The organism is Candidatus Dormiibacterota bacterium, from assembly GCA_035536395.1.
Taxonomy (GTDB): domain Bacteria; phylum Patescibacteriota; class Saccharimonadia; order UBA4664; family DATLOE01; genus DATLOE01.
The window spans coordinates 12,167-29,772 of record DATLOE010000019.1; the positions used below are offsets into that span (position 1 = coordinate 12,167).

General features: G+C 49.7%; 20 protein-coding genes, 1 tRNA gene and 1 pseudogene. 4 read left to right on the plus strand and 18 right to left on the minus strand.

The window, feature by feature from the left end; all coding sequences use genetic code 11:
* Positions 1 to 77: 77 nt before the first annotated feature.
* From pilM to VNA68_03340, 4 genes are read left to right on the plus strand one after another with little or no spacing between them, the layout of a single operon-like run.
* On the plus strand, positions 78 to 1,106 hold the full coding sequence (gene pilM, locus VNA68_03325; protein HVE81137.1) for a type IV pilus assembly protein PilM: 1,029 nt from the start codon (positions 78 to 80) through the stop codon (positions 1,104 to 1,106).
* Positions 1,099 to 1,641, plus strand: a complete 543-nt coding sequence (locus VNA68_03330) for a PilN domain-containing protein (protein HVE81138.1) — start codon at positions 1,099 to 1,101, stop codon at positions 1,639 to 1,641. Before pilM ends, VNA68_03330 begins: the two co-directional genes overlap by 8 nt.
* Positions 1,638 to 2,186, plus strand: coding sequence for a type 4a pilus biogenesis protein PilO (gene pilO, locus VNA68_03335; GenBank protein ID HVE81139.1), 549 nt, complete (start codon positions 1,638 to 1,640; stop codon positions 2,184 to 2,186). The genes VNA68_03330 and pilO overlap by 4 nt, the downstream gene beginning before the upstream one ends.
* Positions 2,183 to 2,455 carry a hypothetical protein gene (locus VNA68_03340; protein HVE81140.1) on the plus strand — a complete coding sequence of 91 codons (273 nt, stop codon included), beginning with the start codon at positions 2,183 to 2,185 and terminating at the stop codon, positions 2,453 to 2,455. Before pilO ends, VNA68_03340 begins: the two co-directional genes overlap by 4 nt.
* Here the strand turns inward: VNA68_03340 and VNA68_03345 are convergent.
* From VNA68_03345 to murJ, 18 genes and pseudogenes are all read right to left on the minus strand, one after another.
* Positions 2,447 to 2,818, minus strand: coding sequence for a hypothetical protein (locus VNA68_03345; GenBank protein ID HVE81141.1), 372 nt, complete (start codon positions 2,816 to 2,818; stop codon positions 2,447 to 2,449). The genes VNA68_03340 and VNA68_03345 overlap by 9 nt on opposite strands.
* A gap of 1 nt (position 2,819) precedes the next feature.
* Positions 2,820 to 3,845, minus strand: coding sequence for a Holliday junction branch migration DNA helicase RuvB (gene ruvB / locus VNA68_03350; GenBank protein ID HVE81142.1), 1,026 nt, complete (start codon positions 3,843 to 3,845; stop codon positions 2,820 to 2,822).
* Between the two features lie 83 nt (positions 3,846 to 3,928).
* Complete coding sequence (locus tag VNA68_03355; GenBank protein ID HVE81143.1) at positions 3,929 to 4,327, minus strand: hypothetical protein; 399 nt, start codon at positions 4,325 to 4,327, stop codon at positions 3,929 to 3,931.
* A gap of 96 nt (positions 4,328 to 4,423) precedes the next feature.
* Positions 4,424 to 4,981 carry a Holliday junction branch migration protein RuvA gene (ruvA, locus tag VNA68_03360; GenBank protein ID HVE81144.1) on the minus strand — a complete coding sequence of 186 codons (558 nt, stop codon included), beginning with the start codon at positions 4,979 to 4,981 and terminating at the stop codon, positions 4,424 to 4,426.
* Positions 4,978 to 5,460 (minus strand): crossover junction endodeoxyribonuclease RuvC, encoded by a 483-nt coding sequence (ruvC, locus tag VNA68_03365; protein ID HVE81145.1) that lies wholly within the window; start codon positions 5,458 to 5,460, stop codon positions 4,978 to 4,980. Before ruvC ends, ruvA begins: the two co-directional genes overlap by 4 nt.
* Positions 5,457 to 6,212, minus strand: coding sequence for a YebC/PmpR family DNA-binding transcriptional regulator (locus VNA68_03370; GenBank protein HVE81146.1), 756 nt, complete (start codon positions 6,210 to 6,212; stop codon positions 5,457 to 5,459). The genes ruvC and VNA68_03370 overlap by 4 nt, the downstream gene beginning before the upstream one ends.
* An 85-nt stretch (positions 6,213 to 6,297) precedes the next feature.
* The gene (locus VNA68_03375; protein HVE81147.1) at positions 6,298 to 7,722 is read right to left on the minus strand and encodes a ComEC/Rec2 family competence protein; all 1,425 of its coding nucleotides are present in this window, start codon (positions 7,720 to 7,722) and stop codon (positions 6,298 to 6,300) included.
* Between the two features lie 37 nt (positions 7,723 to 7,759).
* A tRNA-Lys gene (locus VNA68_03380) sits at positions 7,760 to 7,836 on the minus strand.
* A 78-nt stretch (positions 7,837 to 7,914) separates the two neighbouring features.
* Positions 7,915 to 8,415: a hypothetical protein gene (locus VNA68_03385; protein ID HVE81148.1), complete on the minus strand. Its 501-nt coding sequence runs from the start codon at positions 8,413 to 8,415 to the stop codon at positions 7,915 to 7,917.
* A gap of 37 nt (positions 8,416 to 8,452) precedes the next feature.
* Positions 8,453 to 9,547, minus strand: a complete 1,095-nt coding sequence (dnaJ, locus tag VNA68_03390; GenBank protein HVE81149.1) for a molecular chaperone DnaJ — start codon at positions 9,545 to 9,547, stop codon at positions 8,453 to 8,455.
* A 14-nt stretch (positions 9,548 to 9,561) separates the two neighbouring features.
* On the minus strand, positions 9,562 to 11,469 hold the full coding sequence (dnaK, locus tag VNA68_03395) for a molecular chaperone DnaK (GenBank protein ID HVE81150.1): 1,908 nt from the start codon (positions 11,467 to 11,469) through the stop codon (positions 9,562 to 9,564).
* 8 nt (positions 11,470 to 11,477) lie between these two features.
* Positions 11,478 to 11,933, minus strand: coding sequence for a nucleotide exchange factor GrpE (locus tag VNA68_03400; GenBank protein ID HVE81151.1), 456 nt, complete (start codon positions 11,931 to 11,933; stop codon positions 11,478 to 11,480).
* On the minus strand, positions 11,930 to 12,370 hold the full coding sequence (locus VNA68_03405) for an HrcA family transcriptional regulator (GenBank protein HVE81152.1): 441 nt from the start codon (positions 12,368 to 12,370) through the stop codon (positions 11,930 to 11,932). The genes VNA68_03400 and VNA68_03405 overlap by 4 nt, the downstream gene beginning before the upstream one ends.
* Before the next feature lie 3 nt (positions 12,371 to 12,373).
* A pseudogene (locus VNA68_03410) lies at positions 12,374 to 12,619 on the minus strand (HTH domain-containing protein).
* Positions 12,620 to 12,962: 343 nt separating this feature from the next.
* Complete coding sequence (locus VNA68_03415; GenBank protein HVE81153.1) at positions 12,963 to 13,472, minus strand: hypothetical protein; 510 nt, start codon at positions 13,470 to 13,472, stop codon at positions 12,963 to 12,965.
* A gap of 4 nt (positions 13,473 to 13,476) precedes the next feature.
* Positions 13,477 to 14,121, minus strand: coding sequence for an HAD family hydrolase (locus VNA68_03420; protein ID HVE81154.1), 645 nt, complete (start codon positions 14,119 to 14,121; stop codon positions 13,477 to 13,479).
* Between the two features lie 14 nt (positions 14,122 to 14,135).
* Positions 14,136 to 15,917 (minus strand): translation elongation factor 4, encoded by a 1,782-nt coding sequence (gene lepA, locus VNA68_03425; GenBank protein ID HVE81155.1) that lies wholly within the window; start codon positions 15,915 to 15,917, stop codon positions 14,136 to 14,138.
* 2 nt (positions 15,918 to 15,919) lie between these two features.
* A complete protein-coding gene (gene murJ / locus VNA68_03430) occupies positions 15,920 to 17,497 on the minus strand; it encodes a murein biosynthesis integral membrane protein MurJ (protein HVE81156.1) in 1,578 nt (525 codons plus the stop codon).
* Between the last annotated feature and the right edge of the window lie 109 nt (positions 17,498 to 17,606).

Genomic DNA, 17,606 nt, shown 5'->3' on the forward strand with positions numbered 1-17,606 from the left:
AATGGTAATGCTTACCTGGAGGTGAGTCTCTGAAAGTTCCATTAGTATATAAAAACGCCCCCCATTTTGGCCTCGACATCGGTAGCCGAACTGTTAAAGTCGTGCAGCTGAAGGGGTCTGGGAAATCAACTGCGGTTCAGGGCTACGGCTACTGCTACTTTCCTTCAGAGGCAGTCGTAGAGGGTATTGTGGTCGACCCGCAATTAATGGCCCAGAAGGTCAAGCCTCTTTTGAAACAGCTCGGCTACGGTTCTATTACCGCTAAACGGGTAGTAGCCGGTTTGCCTGCCGGTAAAACCTTTATTCGTACCATCCAAATACCGGTAATGGCGGCAGCTGATCTGGCACAGGCGGTCAAATTTGAAGCCGAGCAGTACGTGCCGGTCCCGATTAATGATCTGTATTTGGATCATGAAATAATCGGCCATAGCAAGAATGCAAAAGGCGACAAAGAGCATATGGATGTTCTAATGGTAGCCGCCCCCCGCGCAATTGTTGATTCATATATAAAACTGTTCGACTTCATGGGTCTTGAAGCGGCAGCAGTTGAATCGAATATGACGGCTGTTGTACGCGCTATTATGCATTCCGGTGAGCAGTTGCAAAGTACTTTGGTAATCGATATCGGCTCCGAGTCAACCGACTTGACGATTTTCGACAAAGTCGTACCCCTAACGGGGAGCGTGGCAATTGGTGGGGAGCACTTTACCTTAAGTCTGGTAAAGGCGCTGAGCGTCCAGCCAGACCAAGCAACTGAAATCAAAGTAAAATTCGGCATCGCTGAAAGTGATTTTAAAGATAAAGTTTTGGCTGCTCTTGAGCCGGATTTTAAAACCATGATTAAAGAGGCTAAGAGGGTGCTGAAGTTTTACCAGGAGCGAGCCGAGCATCAGCCCAAGGTAGCCTCGGTAGTGATAGCCGGGGGTTCGGCTAGAATGCCAGGCCTGGCCGACTATATGCAGAAAGAGCTTGGGCTGCCTTTAGTGGTTGCAAACCCTTGGAATCATTTGGTGTCGAATAAGGTCCAAGAAGCCACCAAAAAAGATGCTCCAATGTTTACTACTGCTGTAGGGCTGGCGCTGAGAGAGGAGCCTAAGCATGGTTAATCTTCTGCCACCGGATATTAAATTCCAGGTAGAATACTCTAAAAAGAATGCCAGGCTGATTCGATATATTAAAATTATCGTACTGCTGGCTGTTGTAATCGGTGGAATGATGGTGGGAGGCCGCATGTATTTAGAGGGTCAAATTGCGGCTATAGATAAAACCAACAGAGAGAAAAACGAGCAGATTGCAAAAAGTAAAGAACTCGAAACAAGCGCCAAAGCCATCAATTCCCGGCTAGTGTCGATACAAAGCATCCAGAAAAACCAAGCAAAATTTTCTCTGCTTTTAAGCGACCTAGCAGCGGCCACACCTAGTGATGTAGCGATCGATACCATTACCCTGACGGGAGATGATAAAAAGCCTGTGCGCATAGATGCTACCGCAAAAAACTACCGGGCAGGATTAAGCTTTAGAGAAAGCCTGGCCCGCTCTACTCGTATTGGAGCAGCCGATTTGGAATCTATTACCCAAAGCGAGGGCGGCCAGCACAAGGTGGTGGTAACGATAGCATTTAACGCGGGGCAATCACGATGAAGCCAAATAAATTTTTCGTAATACTAGTGATTGCTATTGTCACCCTCTTAGTCTTGGGCGGTTTTGGGTATTATATGGTAAGCCAGAGCCTGTCTAACGGCACTAGAATTCTCAGCCAGAAGCTGGCCGACGAACAGCTGGCCGACGAGCGTCTGAGCCAATTAAACGACTTGGAGGAGCAGTATAAAAAACTCACCCCCTTGCTGGGCGATATCGAAGCTGCTCTGCCTAAGACAAAACAACAGTCAGAACTTGCCCTGCAGCTTCAAGACATCGCAACCCAAAGCGGTATGTCTATTACTAATTTAACCTTTCAACCCAATACCACCCTACCAAACACCATAAGCCAGACAGTCAAACTGGGTGATGTATTGGCAATTCCGGTAACTTTCAACTTGGGTGGTTCATATGCCCAGCTACAGAGCTTTTTGCAAAAACAAGAAAGACTGAACCGCTATACCAGCGTTACAAACCTGAACATTAACCGCGGAGAAAGAGGCTCATTGACCTTCACTGTCACCCTGCATGCCTACGTAAAGCCATGACCAAGCAACTACTAGAACTACTAATTAAAAAGCAAAAAACACTGATAGCCATATCTATCGGCTCAATACTGATATATACCTTGTATCAAATCAGCCTAATCACTACCATCGGACCAGATCAGGCCTACCTGGAAAAGCAGAAGGAAAATATTAAGACCACTCAGCTCAAGGTCGATCAAAAAACGATTGAGGCTATTAGAAACCTGGTGCCAGCCAGAGAAAGCGATCTCTCCCCTACCGGCGGAAAATCCGACCCGTTCTCATTTTAGTTGAATCAAATCTTTGGCTTGCCAAACAAGCGCCTCCGACTTTTCAATCAAATCCTCCAAGCCTTCTGGCTGCAAATACTTTTTTGTCTGCGGTTCGCGTTTGGAAGAAATATTAATAGGCTCAGCTTTAAAGTCACTGCCCTCCTTAACCACAAAACAGCGCCTATGTGGATGACGGCTCAGACCAAAACTTTTTAGCGTTAGTCTGACTCCCTTCCAACACCCGCCGCAGTTTTTAATGTATCGTATTTCTTTTCTGTCACCTACCGAACCAATAGAAATATAATCGCATAAAACAGGGTCAAAAATCCGGCCCTGATTATCGATTTCTAGCTTAAAAGACGGCTTGTCGTAAATAACCATATTACAGCAGCTTAGTTTGAGGGTTTTCGGGCGGTTCCACGCCCAGATGCACATAAGCCTTCTGTGTTGCTTTGCGTCCTCTGGCCGTACGCTCTAACAGACCGATCTGCATCAAGAACGGCTCGTACACGTCTTCAATTGTGGCTCTTTCTTCAGAGCAAATAGCAGCCAAAGTCTCTACGCCCACTGGCCCGCCTTGGTAATGTTCAATAATAGCTGAGAGCAGCTTGCGGTCAGCGCTATCTAGACCGAGCTCGTCTATCTCCAGCATAGAAAGCGCATCTTTGGCGATACTCAGACTCACCGCGCCGTCGTGTTTAACCTGAGCAAAATCGCGCACCCGCTTAAGCAGTCTGTTTGCCACACGCGGGGTTAACCGGGAGCGCAACGCTATCTCCCCTGCGGCGTCTTTATCTAGCTTCACATCCAGAATCCGGGCCGAGCGCTGCAGAATCTTTACCATCTCTTCAGGGGTGTAATACTCTAGGCGATGCACCATACCGAAGCGGTCGCGGAAGGGCGCGCTGAGAGCACCGGCTCTGGTGGTGGCACCAATAATTGTAAATTTCGGCAGATCGAGTCGGATGGATTTAGCCGAAGGCCCTTTGCCTAGCATAATATCTATACCGTAATCTTCCATTGCCGGATATAACACCTCCTCTACCGTTTTAGGCAGCCGGTGGATTTCATCTATAAATAATATGTCGCCTTCGCTCAGGTTGGTCAGGATAGAGGCCAGATCCCCTGCCCTCTCTATAGCCGGGCCGGAAGTAACCCGCAAATTAGAGCGTGTTTCGGCAGCAATCACTCCGGCCATGGTCGTCTTGCCCAGGCCTGGTGGCCCATACAGCAGAACGTGATCCAGCACTTCAGCTCGCGCGGCGGCTGCTTGGATGGCTAGCTTAAGGGTATCTTTAATTAGGTTTTGGCCGACATAAGAAGTGAAGGTTTTAGGCCGCAGGGTTTCTTCTAGCTGTTGCTCTTCTGGGGTGGTGGTTTCTTCGGTTGCTGTAATGCGTTCGATCATACCGATATTTTACCATCTTTAATGCTTTTAGCGAACAAAAGACGAAAGCCCCCTTGCAAAGAACTTTCGTTTCCGCAAAGGGGCTACCGAGCAGCTAAGGCGCTATAGCCGTGCTCTTTCTCCCATATGGCGTCGGCTTCATCGCGAATCCGCTGCAGTTCCTGCCGAATGAAGTCAGCCGTCAAGAGTTCGCACGCTTCAGTAACGAACTTTTCATATTGCGCTATGGGCAAATCTGAGACAACTCCACATTCCGTACAACCGCGGCGCTCACTAAGGCTATCGATCTCCCAATCCAGCCGCATCTTTAGCTCTAATGGTTTATCAAGCGACTCGTTTTCATGGATTAAATGACCGCTTGGCTTAACTTGAAATTCGTACTTGCAAACTGGGCATTGAAGCACACCTTCAAACTCTAAGACGGCGACTGAAGTCGGTCCAGACTGCAAATAGAGGTGCGGCTCCCACGATAACAAATTCAAAATCTTCCTCCTAGACGATCGGCGTGGTCATGAAGTTTGCGCAGCGCTTCAATATTATTCTTTCAAAAATCGGATTACCTGATTGTTTGCAAGATATCAGGATAGCTGCTTAAGGGCAAGCTTAATGCGCTCTTGCGCGTCTGTAACATCGGCCGGTACTTTAGCCGCAGCCTCAGCGGCTTGGGCAGCCGAGTAGCCTAGGCCAATTAAAGCCTGGTAGGCGCTGTCTTGCGAACTTGCACCCATATCTCCCCCAGCTTCAATCTTGCCCTTCAGCTCCACCACTATCCGCTCGGCTGTTTTTTTACCAACACCACTCACACCTTTGAGTAGCTCCGGGTCACCAGTCGCTATCGCCTGCTGTAGCCTGTTAAGCGTAGCAGCCGAGAGTACTTGCATGGCGACTTTGGGCCCTACCCCGCTTACGCCCAGTAGCTGAGTATATAGCCGTTTAGCTGCCAGCGCGCTAAAGCCATAGAGTACATGGGTATCTTCCCTGATATGTTCATATATATAGTACTTGGCCAATTCCCCTGCCTTAGCCTTGCCCCAATCCTCAGTAGTCAGCACCACCTCATAGCCAATTCCGCCAAGCTCTATAATGACTGCATCATTCTGCTTTTCAGATACCTTGCCGCTAATAGTCGCTATCATAATTTACTCTCCGCCATTTGGTGGGCATGGGTAATGGCTATAGCCAACCCATCGGCCGCATCGTCTGGCTTAGGAATAGTTTTTAATTTAAGAATTGTTTTTACCATTTCCTGCATCTGTTTTTTATCGGCCCGGCCGTAACCGGTAATAGCCATTTTAACTTGCAATGGAGTATATTCAAAAACCGGCAGCCCGGATTTTGCAGCGGCTAAAATTACCACTCCCCTTGCCTGGCCAACCGTCATCGCGGTGGTAACATTAGCCGCAAAGTATAAGAGCTCCACTGCAACTTCGTCGGGCCGGAGCTCATTAACCAGCTGGGTAACCTCATCATAAATAGTTACTAAGCGGTCGGGCATTGGTGTGTCTTTGGAGGTGCTTATTACACCGGCATCAACAAACTTAATGCCTTCATCGGTTTTTTCTATTAAGCCAAAACCAGTAGTGGCGGTACCTGGGTCTATGCCTAGGATCCTCACGATAATTGCTCAGCCAATTCCGGTGATAAATCAAAATTGGCATGTGCCCCTGTAACATCCTCATAGTCTTCCAGTATATCCATGATTTTCATAATCTGAGTTGCGGTTTTTTGATCGCTAATCATCACCGGGGTTTTGGGTATGTAGGCCAGCTCAGCAGATTCTGCTTCGTGCCCCAGCTCAGACAGTTTCTTTTGCACAGCGCTTAAAGCAGTGGGCTTTGTGTAAACCGTTAGCTCGCCCTCACCTTCTTCCGCATCTTCGACCACGTCCTCGGCGCCGGCTTCGATCGCGTCTAGTGTGGCAGCCTCAACATCCTTGGGCTGAAGGCGAATTACACCTTTATGGTCGAACTGGTACATTACAGAACCGGGGTCGGCCATCCGCCCGCCATGCTTTGTAACCAGAGTGCGGATTTCTGGTGCCGTACGGTTACGATTGTCGGTAGCCGCCTCTATAATTAAGGCTGCCCCGCCCGGCAGCATCGCCTCATAGGTTACCTCTTCTATCCTAGCTCCGCCCAGTTCGCCTGTGCCGCGCTTAATAGCCCGCTCAATGTTGGCGGTAGGCATATTTACAGATTTGGCCTTAGCTATTGCCAGCCGCAGCTTAAAGTTCATTTCCGGGTCACCCCCGCCCTGCCGGGCCGCCACCGAAACGAGATTAGCTACCTGTGTAAAGGCCTTGCCGCGGCGCGCGTCAGTAATCGCTTTTTTGTGTTTGATTGAATGCCATTTGGAGTGACCAGACATAGCTTATCTCTTAAGAATTATCAGATAAATTATACCTTTTATCTGTAGGTGTGAAAACGGTGGCTTTTAGGCAAGAATTGCAAAGTCAGGCCAATACCTTATCTTTCAGTGTATCCACCTGCCTAATACCGCGAACTTTTTTTGTAAGTACAAAGGTAAGGACCGCAATAGCTATATATAATGCCGCCACCTGCCACAGATCGGCTGAATATTTTGCACTCGCCCCTTCCCACCCGTTCATCCACTGTACGACCCCAACTATCATCGCAAGCAAGCCAGCCGTTGGCAAGCCGAGCCAAGCGGCCACTATCGGAAACGTCATGCCAACAATCCCCAAGCTAAAACTTAGCAGCATAGCCAGCGGAATAAGAGGCAGTATGAGCAGATTAGCCAGTGGTGATACCACGGAGAGGTTGCCGAAAATCAGTAAAATCAGCGGAAAGGTCATAATATGCGCAGCAATTGATTGCGCAGCCAGCATGGTGACGGCATTAGGCCGCTTAAATAGACGGCTTTCTGCCAATGGAGCCAAAACCAGGATGCCAAAGAAAGCCAGGAACGAAAGCTGCCAGCCTAGATCGTAGATTAAATAATCTGGCTTGATTAAAGCCGTAACGGCTGCCGGCAGAGCAATGAGCGTCATCGGTTTTACGCGCCGGCCGTAGTAGGCGGCGGCAAGACCCAGTACTGCCACAAAAGCAGCCCTAACGATTGAGGCACTAAAACCAGCCACAATTAAGAAGCCGGCTATCAGCCACAAACTGCCGGCCGTCGCTATGTAGTTAGAAGCCCGGCCCAGCAAGCGGTAAACAGCCTGGATAATGATGGTGAGATTGTAGCCAGAAACGGCAATTAAATGGGTCAGGCCAACAACCGTCAGCTGGTCCTGCAGTTCTCTTGGTATCAGTCCCCGGGCGCCCACCAGCAGACCCAGGCTGAATGAGGCAAGATCCTCGGGCAGATACGAACGCAGACTAGCAAAGAACCTTTGGCGTAACTGCTCGAGCCAGCTGGTCTCGGTTGATATTACTTCGGTCTGAGCGAAGCCGATTCGGGTTTGAACCGCCCCTAGACTTGTGCCCAGTTTGCCTCGGGCTTTTACCCTGTAGCCGCGCTGCAGCTTTTTATAATTAGTCTGCATCCGCACCGCGCCAGCGATCGGCTGGCCATCATACTCCAGAGATTTTAGCGTAAAAGAAACGAATCCCTTATCTGTCCGCACAGGGTCATCACTGATCGTGCCCGTAAGCGTCACCTTCTGGCCAATATTCTGGCCCAGCGCGGTATTCTCTAGTCGGGTGGCATCCCCTCTCCACATTCCAAGCAGCAAACACGCGGCCAGCAGCCAAAGAAGTGCCAGCCGGGATTTTAGTATCATCAAAACTACGGCTATAGCTGCAGCGGTAAAAATCAAAATCACATCAATAGAAAAAGAATTACGGCCAATAATGATGCCGGCTAAAGTAAAAATAGCTAATAGCGTTATTTGCGTGGATCGTTTTAATTGCATAAAAAAGAGGGCCTAAACCCTCTATCGAATATTTATATGGAGGGCCCACTGGGATTCGAACCCAGGACGCACAGCTTAAAAGGCTGTCGCTCTAACCAACTGAGCTATGGGCCCTCGTTGTAATAACTCTTTTAATGTTACAGATAGATGAACTGAAATAATATACCTTAATCAGGAAAGACGGTCAATTTGTCAGTGATGCGGGCGAGGGCGCAGGAACACCTCGGCGGCCATAGCCACCGGTACTAGCCCGACCCACCATAGGCGCAAATCGTATATCCAGGAGGCTAAATTAGAATTATCTGTAATCTGCCTCAGTACGTCCTCCTCCATTTGCATAAAGACACTTCCGGTAATTAAAAGCGCCACTAGAACCGCTAGCACCAGAGTAACTGCCATGCTGCTCTTATGCCGCATATGCAGGCGATGGTGCCCTAGCTGCAATAGTGCCACCGGCAAGATCAAAAGCACCAACTGCACAACCGTCAAAGAAAGGCTTATGCCGCCGTATTGGCTAGTGGCTACCATTTCGTGCAACTGCCGGGCAAAGGTGGCCGATAAAACTAGCCCGACATAAATACTGACCGCCAGCCGGTTCAGCCCCATTTGGCCGAATACCAAGCCATAAGCAATCAGCAGGCCGATAACGGCTACTATTAAAGCGTCTGTACTTAGACTGGGCAAGTAATCCATACTTCTATTTTACTGCTAATGCTTAGCTTCGGTAAAGTCAGAGTCGCCAAAAACGCTTGCCGCCGCCTTCTGCTGCAAACTCTTCTAGCAGTTTTTTCTGCTTGGCGGTCAGGGTAGATGGTATTTGTACCCATACCGTTACCAAGTGATCGCCCCGCCTGCCGCTCCTGGCCATAGAGGGCACTCCGCGGCCGCTCAGCTTAAACACCTTACCGTTTTGGGTACCGGCTGGAATTTTTAGTTTAACTTTGCCGTCCACAGTTTCCACCGGCACCTCCGCACCTAGGGCAGCATCTGTCATAGGAATTTTAATTTCTGATTCAATCTCCTGGCCGCGGCGCTTCAGGCGCGGATGAGGCTTAATGCTGATATGAATATATATATCGCCCTTTGCGCCTTTGCGGTTAGCGCCTCCCCGGCCGCTCATGCGAATGGCCGTGCCCTCCTCTATACCGGCCGGCACTTTGATCTTTAGAGTTTCGTGCTCTTTAGTCGTGCCCTTGCCATGGCATTTTGCGCAGTTCTTTTCAAAAGTCTCACCCTTGCCGTGACAGGCCGGGCAGACAGCGGTTTGGCGGATTGGCCCGAGAACCGAATTATGCACTCTGGTCACCTGCCCCTCACCATGGCACTCAGCACATTTACTGATCTTAGTACCGGGCTCACCACCCCTACCCTCGCAGCGGTCGCACTGGTGATCTAAATTAAATTTAACTTCTTTTTCAGTGCCAAACACTGCCTCTTCAAAAGTCAGGTGCAGCAGGGCTTCTACATCCTGCCCCCGGTTAGGTTCGGTCCTAGGACCAGCTCCGCCCATAAATTGGCTAAAGATATCACCAAGGTCAAAATCGAACCCGGCCGATTGAAAGCCTTCAAAGCCGCCACCGGCTCCGCCGAACGGGCCGCCCGCGCCAGCCGCCCCGGCCGCGTGGCCGAACTGGTCATAGGCCTGGCGCTTTTTAGAATCTTTTAATACCTCGTAGGCCTCGCCGATTTCTTTGAATTTAGAATCATCACCGCCATGCTTGTCGGGATGGTGCTGCATAGCAAGCTTGCGGTAGGCACGCTTAATCTCATCGGCAGTGGCCGATTTAGAAACTCCCAATATCTCGTAGTAATCCTGCTTAGCCACTTCAGCCCTCTATTTTATTTTTCTGGCTCGTCTTTCTTCTCTTCGTCTACAACCTCGCCTTCAACCGGCTGGCCGTCTTTCTCCTCTTTCTCAATCTCCTCTGGAGCAGCTTCACCACCTGGCTGGCCTTCGTACATCGCGGCACCCACGGCCTGCATCTTTTCGCTCAGCTCCTTTGCTGCCGTCTCAAGCACATCTTTATCTTCCGATTCCAGTTTGGTTTTTGCCTCGGTAATGGCATCTTCTAATGCTTTTTTGTCTTCATCTTTGGCTTTATCCCCGGCATCTTTCAAAGTCTTCTCGGCTGTGTAAACCAAGCCATCTAGCTGGTTCTTAGCCTCAATCAGCTCCCGCTTCTTTTTATCTTCCTCAGCGTGGGCTTCGGCCTCTGCCTGAGCCTTTTTAATATCCTCTTCTTTCAGGTTGCCGCTATTCTGAATGGTAATGTGCTGCTCTTTGCCGGTAGCCTTGTCCTTAGCGCTGACGTTTACGATTCCGTTAGCATCAATGTTAAAGGTTACCTCAATCTGAGGCACGCCGCGCGGAGCCGGAGGAATGCCGTCTAGAATGAACCGGCCCAAACTCTTATTGTCTTTAGCAAACTCGCGCTCACCCTGCAGCACGTTAATCTCTACCTGGGTCTGACTGTCGGCTGCGGTTGAGAACACTTGGCTCTTGCTGGTAGGAATGGTTGTATTGCGTTCAATTAGCTTGGTAGAAACGCCACCCATAGTCTCTAGCCCTAATGAGAGAGGAGTCACATCTAGCAACAGTACGTCCTTTACATCACCAGCCAGTACGCCTCCCTGAACGGCCGCGCCCACGGCCACAACCTCGTCTGGGTTTACACCCTTCAGCGGCTCCTTGCCAAATACCTCCTTAACCTTAGCCTGCACGGCCGGCATACGGGTCATACCGCCTACCAGGATGATCTCGTTAATATCACTAGCCTTTAGTCCGGCATCCTTCAGGGCGGCTTTGCATGGAGCCTCAGTTTTATCAATCAGCTCCTTCACCAGCTGCTCTAATTTGGCGCGGGTAAGTTTGTGTTCAAAATGTTTGGGGCCAGATGCATCGGCTGTAATGAATGGCAGATTAATATCGCTCTCGTTTGTGGTGGAGAGTTCTATCTTGGCTTTCTCGGCCGCTTCTTTCAGCCGCTGAATGGCGGCCTTGTCATCCTTCAGGTCAATACCTTGATCTTTCTTATACTCATCTACCAAGTGGTTCATAATCGCCAGGTCAAAATCATCCCCGCCTAAGTGAGTATCACCATTGGTGCTCTTAACCTCAAACACACCTTCGCCCAGCTCCAGTACCGAAACGTCAAAGGTACCGCCACCCAGATCGTAGACTACAATCTTTTCTTCTTTCTTCTTATCCAGCCCGTAAGCCAGTGAGGCTGCAGTCGGTTCGTTAATAATGCGCTTTACCTCTAGCCCGGCAATCTTACCGGCATCTTTGGTGGCCTGGCGCTGGGCATCGCTAAAGTAAGCCGGCACGGTAATGACAGCTTCTGTAACAGGGCTGCCCAAAAAGGCCTCAGCGTCGGCCTTTAGCTTAGCCAGAATCATGGCCGAGACTTCCTCCGGGCTGTAGCTTTTTTCACCCATTCCTACCTTTACGCCATCGCCGGCCTTTTCTATTTTGTAAGGCATCAGCTTAATATCGCGCTGCACCTCGGGGTCTTCAAACTTGCGGCCAATTAAGCGCTTAACGCTGAAAATCGTGTTTTCGCCATTTATAACAGCCTGGCGCTTAGCGGTCTGGCCCACCAGGCGCTCACCGTTCTTATTCATAGCCACGATAGACGGGGTGGTGCGCCCGCCTTCGGCATTGGTAATAATGGTCGGCTGGCCGCCTTCCAGTACGGCCATGGCCGAGTTGGTGGTTCCTAAATCGATTCCTATAATTTTTCCCATTTTTCCTCCTATTGTTTCTTAACTTTTACTACTGCGTGGCGAATGACCTTATCGCCCATCTTATACCCGGCCTGCAGCTCTTCTGCCACAACCTCCCTACTTCCTTCGCCTTCCTCCAGGCTGATAGCCTCGTGCAGGTTGTGGTCAAAAGGCTGGCCGACCGATTCTATGCGGATTACACCCATTTCGCCCAATGTCTCTCGGGCCTGCTTGGCCACTTGACTCACACCCATAGCCCACGGGTCGTCTTGCAAGTGCTTGGGGTAATGGGCAAGAGCGCGATCGATGTTATCTAGAAGCGGCAGCAAGTCGCGCACCACGTCTTGGCGGGCTAAGTCTATCAGTTCGGCTTTGGCCTCGCCCTCGCGACGGCGGTAGTTTGCAAACTCCGCTTGCAGGCGTTTTAAATCCTCTGTCAGCTCCTCAACCTTCTGATTCTCTTTGCTAGTTTTCTTCTTGGTCATGTTAATTGATCCTCCAAATATCTTCCGGCGTAATCTACAAGGCCAATTACTCGGCCATAGTTTTGCCTAGTTGGCCCCAGCACTCCCACATAGCTGCTATCGCTATAGGGTGAGGAGAACTTGGCAATGATCAAGCTGGCCCCGCTGGCTTTACCCACTGGGTTTTCCTGTCCGATGTAAACGCTCACCCGGCTGTTCGGAGCCGCTTCTGCTAGCCACTCGTCCAAGCTATCTAGCAGCCGCGCCACCTCAAACCCTCGCCGCCCGGTGAATTCCGGGTGGTCGAACAGGTTATGCAGCCCGCTCATAAACAAGCTGCCTGAAAGCGTAGCCAAGCCTAAGTTACTGGTAACCTCAGCCAGACTCTCAGCAGCTTGCTTAATAGCCCTGTCGGCTTCACCAGCGGTGGAGATGCGCCTGGCCAAAGCCTGGCTCACCCTGCTATCTGGTGCAACTGCCTTAATGTTATTTACGTACGTGCGATAGCCTTTATCTGTCGGTACACGCCCAGCTGAGGTATGCGGCTGGTAAATATAGCCCATCCTCTCTAGCTCGGCCATCTCGGCGCGGATGGTAGCCGAAGAAACACCAAGCTTCTTTGTTAGCAGTTTAGAACTGACCGGTTCTGCTATGTCGGCATATGTTTCAACTATGGCACCTAAAATGTAACTCTGCCTTGGAGTCATTAGCTTGGCACTCCTTATATCGCACTGCTAATTTTAAGAAATTAGCACTCTCGCGTCAAGAGTGCTAACCAAGGTTTTGATAAGCCTGCTGATTTATGCCTAGCTAAGCTATTTTTTGAAGAGGCATACCATAGCTACGCCGATGATAAAAAGAGGTTAGATGGGTATGAAGCAGTAGGATTTAGCAACAGCTTGGGCTAGGATTCTTGACGCGATCAAGAGTGCTAAAAGGTAAAGCCCCGATGTAATGTCGGGGCTTGGCGTTAGAGAACTCTGTCTTTGACTGGTTCGAAAGATAACTTCGGGTGCTGGGCACAATGTTCACGCACAATCTTAAGCGTATCTAGCTAAACGCTTTAATGGTGGCCTGTACTTCCTCGGCTATGCCTTCTATGCAAGGATAATCCTTAATTTCCCGGGCATTCACCCAAGCGTGGTCGGTAAAGGCACCCTCCTCCAGCTTGATATCCCCGCCTTTGTACTTAGCCCCGAACTTTACCAGTACCACGGGTGTTTCATCCGGCCGCACAAAGGCCACACTGTTGATATACCTAAGCCCGGCCTCAATCTCTACACCAGCCTCTTCAAAAGCTTCACGCTTCAGCAAGTCCTCCACCGCGTTGGGATAATCCAGAACCTCGTTCTGCACCCGGCCTGGATTGGCCAGATCCATATCATTCCACTCCAGCTTGCCGCCGATTACCCCATACTTACCAGGGTGTACCTTTTCGCGCTCGTGGCGCTTCAGTATTAAACAGCGACCGTCACTTTCGCGGTATACCACAACGTTTGCCACAAAGTAGAACAGTTTGTCTTTTTTGGCATAATCGATGCTGATCTTTTTAGCAGGCATAGGCTTATTGTAGCAGTTTCTTAACTTCCCTCAGTGAGGTAACTCGGCTCTTGTGCCGCGGGTAACGCCCCCGTCTATCTACCAATATGCCGCGAATACCAACTGCTTCTGCACCTTGCACGTCGTCGCGCAGGCTATCGCCTACCATCAACGCTTCTTCGGCGGCCACACCTAATTTTTTGAGCATCAGTTTAAAAATCTTAGGGTCGGGCTTTAGGAGTCCTGCCTGGTAAGATGGCAGTATAAAATCGAAATACTGCCCCAGTTTATATTTGCTATCTAGTTTAATAAATGCCAGCGAATAGGTATTAGTAATTAATCCCAGTTTGTAATCTTGTTGTAAATCGGGCAGGATCTCCAAGGTTTCTTCGAACGGCTGTTGCTTTTCAAGCGGAATCTCTAGACTGCGTTCAACCTGATGCACAAGCGAAGGCAAGGCGGGAATACGGCTATTGCGCAATATAGCCTTGGCCATGGCGTTCATGTCGTCGTGCGGTGCGAGCATTAGTGTGCGCTCAAAACTCTTCAGATAGCGGTAGGTCAGGCGGCTGTGGAATATGGCGCGAGCTAAGCGGTTCAGAGGATCGGGTTTAGGATTAACGTGGAATAAGGTATTCCAGCAATCAAAAATTATGGCCTTTGGTTTCATAAGGCCAGTATAGCTCAATCCTGTTTGACCATCACCATAAATGCCTCGGGCGGAATGTCGACCTTGCCGATTTTCTTCATTTTCTTCTTACCCTTCTTTTGTTTCTCTAGCAGTTTATTTTTACGGGTCACATCACCGCCATAGAGCTTGGCCGTTACGTTCTTACCCAAAGCCTTAATGTCTTCGCGGGCAATAATCTTGCCGCCAATGGCCGCCTGCAGGCTGACCTCGAATAGCTGCCTGGGGATCACCTCTTTTAGTTTATCCACAATCGCCTTGCCCCGGCCCTGAGCCTCCTCACGGTGCACGATCAGGCTAAGGCTATCCACCATTTCCCCGCCTACCAAAATATCCAGCCGCACCAAGTTCTCTTGCCTATAGTCCATCAGTTCATAGTTGAACGAACCGTAACCGCTAGTTAACGATTTGAGTGAGTCGTAGAAATCGGTTAGTACATTTGCTAGCGGCGCCTCGAATTCGATAACCGCCAAGTCTTCGTCTAAATAGTTCATGGCTTTTTGCGCGCCTCTTATTTTGTGGATCAGTTGTATGACATTACCAACGTACTGCCCTGGCACCACCACCTCGCCGCCTATCCAAGGCTCGCTAATGGCAATAATTTTACTCGCATCGGGCAGTTCGGCCGCGGATTTAACGCCGGTTTCCTGCCCAGTGGTGGTCTTAATCTTGTAGTCGGTCGAGGGATTTGTAACCACCATATCCAGGCCGTATTCGCGCTCTAGACGCTCCTTAATAATTTCCATATGCAGCAGGCCCAGAAAGCCCACCCGAAAGCCAAAGCCTAGAATTTGAGAATTTTCCGGCTCGTAAATCAAAGCTGAATCGTTAAGTTTCAGCTTTTCCAGCGCTTCTTTTAGATCCTGGTACTGCTCGCCGGTAGAGGTAAAAAAGCCGGCAAATACGAACGGCTTTACCTCTTTGTACCCTGGCAGCGCCTCAGAGGCCTGTGCCAGCTTAGAGGTCACCGTATCGCCCACCCTGGCCTCGGCTACCGATTTAAGATTGGTAACCACATAGCCGATCTGCCCAGTGGCGAGGCTCTCCACTGCAGTCTGTTTAGGTTTGAAAATGCCGGCCTCAATAGCTTGGGTCTGCTGCTTGCTAGACATTAGCTGAAGCTGGGCACCCTTATCCAGCTGGCCATCCACAATTCTCAAAAATAAAATTACCCCTCGGTATTCATCGTAAACAGAATCGAAAATCAGACCTCGCAATGGCTTTCCTGTCTCACCCTTCGGTGCCGGAACCTTTTCGGTTATGACATCCAGCAGCTGCTCCACGCCTTTACCCTCTTTGGCTGATACTTGCAGGATTTCTTCTGGTTTACACCCCAGCAGTTTAATAATTTCGTGACTGACCTTTTCTGGCTCGGCCGCTGGCAAATCGATTTTATTCAGCACCGGTATGATTACAAGCCCGGCTTCGATCGCCAGGTAGACATTGGCCAAGGTCTGCGCCTGTATGCCTTGCGAGGCATCCACGACCAGTACTGCCCCTTCGCAGGCAGCCAGCGAGCGCGAAACTTCATAACTGAAATCGACATGCCCAGGCGTATCTATCAGATTCAGCTGGTATTCCTTCCATTTCATCTGCACCGGCTGCAATTTGATAGTTATGCCCTTTTCGCGCTCTAACTCCATACTGTCTAGCAACTGGTTCTGCATATCTCGCTTCGCCACAGTGCCGGTCAGTTCTAGCATACGGTCAGCCAGGGTCGATTTACCGTGATCGATGTGCGCAATAATACAAAAATTTCGGATGTTTTGTTGATCCATAATCACGTTAGACTCAAAGGCCGGGCAATCTGCTCTTTTATTTTGCCTACAAAAATCTTTGCCTCCTTTAGTTGCAGAATGTAGCAAGGGATTAAATAGGCCAAAATGCCGGCGGTTAGAATAATGAAGAATTTCGGCCCCACCACCCCAAAGCCAACATCGGCTTTATACAATGGCAGAACGCGTGCCACTAGAATGTATATTGTCCCGGCCATTACCGCGTTGGCTATGAGCATTTTGAACACCCCCTGAAGTATGGATCGCCCGCCGATACTTCCTAGTCGGTATTTAAGAATACCCAGTAGTACTAATGTCTCAGCCGTTACCACTACCGATTGGGCCATAGCAAGACCAACTACCCCAAACTTTTCCGTTAGAACCAGGCTGAGTCCGATATTGGCCCCTATAGCCGCAATGCTGATATAGAGAGGGGTTTTGGAATCCTGCATGGCATAAAACATTCTGGCTACTAAAAAGAACAGCGATTGGAATATTATGACACCGGCAAACCAGCCTAAGACATTGGCTGTGGTCGCGTCCCCAAAGCCATACAGCAAGCGCACGATGTAGCCGCGCATAAGAAGCGCCACCGTAGCCGCCGGTATCACTAGGAATAAGATCAGTCGCGCATTAACTACAAAATCACGGATTAATTTCTGCATGGAGCCTTTGGCCGCACGTGCCGCCATGCGTGGGAAAACGGCCGTCGCGATCGAAACTCCGATTAAGGACAAGGGTACGTTCTTAAGGTTGTTAGCATAATACAGCGAGGTTAAGCTTCCGGTAGCCAGGCGCGAACCTATAATCGTTTCTACCGTATAGTGTAGTTGATCTATTCCCTGGTCGAGTGAACGCGGAATCATAAGTCGTACTACCTTGCCGACGTTTTTATTGCGGAAATTAAAACTGGGGCGGTAACGATAGCCCAAGCCAGACAGGCCTAATATTTGCAGCAAGGCCTGTAAAGCGGCGCCGATTACCACACCATAAGCTACACCATATATAGAGTAATCCCCGCTTAAGAAAACGATTCCAAAAATAATACCAAGGTTGTAAAAAACACTGGCTAAGGCAAAAAACATAAAGCGGTTAAATGACTGCTGAATACCGCCCAGTACACTGGAGATGGCAAACAAGAACGGTGTAATAAGCATAATCCTGGTAAGATCAACCGTTAGATTATGCCTGAACTCATCGAACCCGGGGGCAATTAAGCGGGTAATCGGATCAGCAAAAATAAAGGCTATAATACCCACGGCAATCGTGACGACCGCCAGTAGATTGAGAAGGATCGAAGACAACTCCCAGGCTTCTTCCTGCTCACCTTTAGATAAATGCTGCGCCAAAACAGGTATAAAGGCCACTGCGAAAGCCCCTGAAACCAGTAAAGTAAAGAGCAGCTCTGGCAGCCTGAAGGCAGCTGTATAGGCATCGGTTAACGGGCTAATACCGAAGTTACTAACAAGCAGGCGATCCCGGAGTAAGCCCAGCAGACGGCTGATTAAATAAGAAGCTGAGATAATCATGGCCGCGGCGCTTACACTGGTGCGGCGGTTAAAAAGTTGTAAAATCTTATTCACTACCAAGAAATTATACCCCAGCAACCAGCTTACGGTATATAAAACTTTTACAAAAGGAAAAGCCGAGTATAACTCGGCTTGAAAAAGGGAGTGGTGGGGGGGGGGGGGG

Bases quoted from the DNA above. Each gene is read 5' to 3' on its own strand.
- VNA68_03340 (HVE81140.1), top strand. From the start codon at position 2,183: ATGACCAAGCAACTACTAGAACTACTAATTAAAAAGCAAAAAACACTG.
- VNA68_03420 (HVE81154.1), bottom strand. From the start codon at position 14,121: ATGAAACCAAAGGCCATAATTTTTGATTGCTGGAATACCTTATTCCAC.
- VNA68_03345 (HVE81141.1), bottom strand. From the start codon at position 2,818: ATGGTTATTTACGACAAGCCGTCTTTTAAGCTAGAAATCGATAATCAG.
- VNA68_03375 (HVE81147.1), bottom strand. From the start codon at position 7,722: ATGCAATTAAAACGATCCACGCAAATAACGCTATTAGCTATTTTTACT.
- VNA68_03330 (HVE81138.1), top strand. From the start codon at position 1,099: ATGGTTAATCTTCTGCCACCGGATATTAAATTCCAGGTAGAATACTCT.
- dnaK (HVE81150.1), bottom strand. From the start codon at position 11,469: ATGGGAAAAATTATAGGAATCGATTTAGGAACCACCAACTCGGCCATG.
- VNA68_03400 (HVE81151.1), bottom strand. From the start codon at position 11,933: ATGACCAAGAAGAAAACTAGCAAAGAGAATCAGAAGGTTGAGGAGCTG.
- VNA68_03385 (HVE81148.1), bottom strand. From the start codon at position 8,415: ATGGATTACTTGCCCAGTCTAAGTACAGACGCTTTAATAGTAGCCGTT.
- ruvA (HVE81144.1), bottom strand. From the start codon at position 4,981: ATGATAGCGACTATTAGCGGCAAGGTATCTGAAAAGCAGAATGATGCA.
- VNA68_03415 (HVE81153.1), bottom strand. From the start codon at position 13,472: ATGCCTGCTAAAAAGATCAGCATCGATTATGCCAAAAAAGACAAACTG.
- pilO (HVE81139.1), top strand. From the start codon at position 1,638: ATGAAGCCAAATAAATTTTTCGTAATACTAGTGATTGCTATTGTCACC.
- lepA (HVE81155.1), bottom strand. From the start codon at position 15,917: ATGGATCAACAAAACATCCGAAATTTTTGTATTATTGCGCACATCGAT.
- ruvB (HVE81142.1), bottom strand. From the start codon at position 3,845: ATGATCGAACGCATTACAGCAACCGAAGAAACCACCACCCCAGAAGAG.
- VNA68_03370 (HVE81146.1), bottom strand. From the start codon at position 6,212: ATGTCTGGTCACTCCAAATGGCATTCAATCAAACACAAAAAAGCGATT.